Raw genomic sequence first — 2,547 nt, forward strand, 5'->3', positions numbered from 1 at the left:
TCATTCAATGACTATGATTATCGCATGTCACCGGGTAAGCCCGACAGGCTGCTAGCCTGGCCCCAGCTGCATCTACGCTGTTCGCATTGGCGTCCCCACACCTTTCCGGTCCGCCGTCGGCAGGTGGGAATGCACCTCTCCTCTAGCCTGTGGGACTTGAATGCCGCCCAACCGGCAGCGTTACAGAGACTGATCGGGTGGCGGGAGCACTGCCTGACGCTGACTGCGCGAAAGCGGCCAGCGGCTTGCTCGGTTTCCCAACGCTGCTGGCCTGCTTGCTGTCCGGCGTGCACGGTACGGTCCAGCCGGAACGGGACCATTTCTGCGCCAACCCCACCATCGCGCGGACTCGGCCCGGTTGGTGCGTGCCCCAGTCGTCTGCAAAGTGCGCTACAGCTTCCGTGCTGTGCTCTTCGGTGATCTCAAGCAGAGGCCGACGGCCCTGGTCGAGGAGCATCTGCGCGTGCCGCGATGCCAGGGCCTGCGGGTGGTGGCTGGAGGTACGCTGCGCGCCGCCGCGGGCGCCCGGCAGGTCCGACGCCATCGCCACACAGGTGGCGGTTAGGGGCCGTCGGCATCGGGCGTGTTGCGTGTCGCCCAAGCGCAGATGGGCCGCTTGCCGGACTCCGTGAGTTCATGTTCTACTGACCTTTCGGATCGATCCGGCACCCCGGTCCATGCCGACCAGGCACACGAATAAGATAACGCAAACCGTGCTCCCTTTGAGGAACTCTGCGAACCAGGGTTCTTTCGCGGAATTCGAGGAATTTGTGTTCGTCAGCGCGTTCTTTATCACAATTTTCCGGGCGCAGTACTTGACTGCCGACCTCTTTATGCTGCGTGACCCCTCTATGAAAGAATACGTCATGGGTTTCACCTCAAATACCGCTGTAACCCCGTTATCCGTCAATACGGCAGAGTTGAATGCCGCGATAAATCTTCGACTTGCTCTTCTCGAATTACCTCTCGCCGCCGGGGCTGATGGCGCCTCCATTACGGAGCTAATGTCACCAATTCTGGCACGTCAGCGTGAATTGAGCCGTCGACTTTCGGATAAACTTTGCCCTGTCGATATGCGGATTCAGAATTTTCTGAAGGAGTATCTTTCGGATGTTGGTCCGGCGCCACGATTGCCGGGCAAAACACTGGTGCTCGATCAGTCCGGTCTGGCGCGCGGTGTTTCGCTGCCGGCCAATGGGGATCTTTTCAAATCGTCGCTGCTCAGCAGCTATCGCCTGCGCAATGGGGTTCTGCACAATCCCGCCAGTGATCGCCGCACCACTGCGGGCGTTTTTCACATCGCCGAGGGCGGCTTGCCGATTCCAGACGACAAGCTGGCGGTGCCGAAGCTGGCTTTTTCCAAGTTGCTTGCCTTGGCGCTGAATCCTCCGCCCGAGTCACTGCAACTACCGTTCACCGCGGGCGAGAACGCCCCGGCCATGTGTTTCGTTTCGCTGTTTCTGCGGCCGTTGGTGGTGCCTGCCGTGCCAGGTTTTACGACCGAGAAGCGGATGGAAACCCGCTTTTTCGTTCCAGGAGCTCTGGTGGCCAATCTCGATTTTGTCGAGAGTATTTTTGGCAATGCCGGCGACCCCTATTTGCCTGAGAATGATTCCTCGCTCGACCCCGACAGCTGGACCGGCCACACGGGTTGCGTGATTCTCGCGCCGCATCTTACGCATGTGCCCAAACACCTGCTCGGTCTTCCGCACTGGGATGCGGCCACTGCCCTGCAACGGCGCGACGGCATGTGCTACAAGAGTGAGAACGAGCTGTATAACGGAGGTAGTGCATTCAAGTTGTGCGCTCGGGACGAGCGCGGCGTAGTCGTGACCATCATCGCTGACAATTATTTCGGTTACTGCAAGAAAGAGGTGAAAACGCAGATCAGTTATTCAGCGAACATGTTTGGTTCTGCCGAAGAAGAGCATTCTGGTGGAGCGCTCGTCTTTCCGAGTTATAACGAGGGTCAGGAGTATACCGATCTGACGGCGGGTGATGCCTATTCGCTGAAAGAGGTGCTGGCACGCGATCCAGATCGCTTCGTCCTGCAGTCGGCCGGCCATGCGTTTGATCGCGTTCAGCCGACTGTCGTTCTGGTGCCAGCGAAATCCACCTTCAGTTTGCGCTCACAGACCGTCTCGTGGTCAACCGTTGATGGCCATACATCGTCGATCAGATTGCAGGCGGGTAAGACCTATATGGGCCCCAATGGTTATCGGATACAAATGGAGTCATTGAGCGCCGATCATCGGCAGTGGAACCTCACTGGAACCTCGGCAGAAGTCACGGCCTGCCACAAGCCGGCAACCGTTTCCGGGGGGGGGAAGTCGGAAATATCCAAGGCGATTTCGGACGCGATACTTGTCGGTCATGTCTACGTCGCTGACCTCGAAAAGGACATGGACGCAGTGGCAGCCATTCTGGCGCGTGATTTCTCGGAACGCTATAGCGATCAGGAAAGGAATGGCGTTGATAACCGCCTCATACTTAGCAATGACCGTTCGATTGGTAGCGTCATCAAGCTGCTTACACCGTCGAGCCGCG

Annotated in this window: 1 pseudogene; it reads left to right on the top strand. The window is 58.3% G+C overall.

What is annotated here, in order from left to right:
* Window positions 1-770: 770 nt before the first annotated feature.
* A pseudogene (locus RUW20_RS05915) lies at window positions 771-2,547 on the top strand (hypothetical protein); the annotation flags it as partial.

The sequence above is a fragment of the Accumulibacter sp. genome, from assembly GCF_032229525.1.
Classification (GTDB): Bacteria; Pseudomonadota; Gammaproteobacteria; order Burkholderiales; family Rhodocyclaceae; genus Accumulibacter.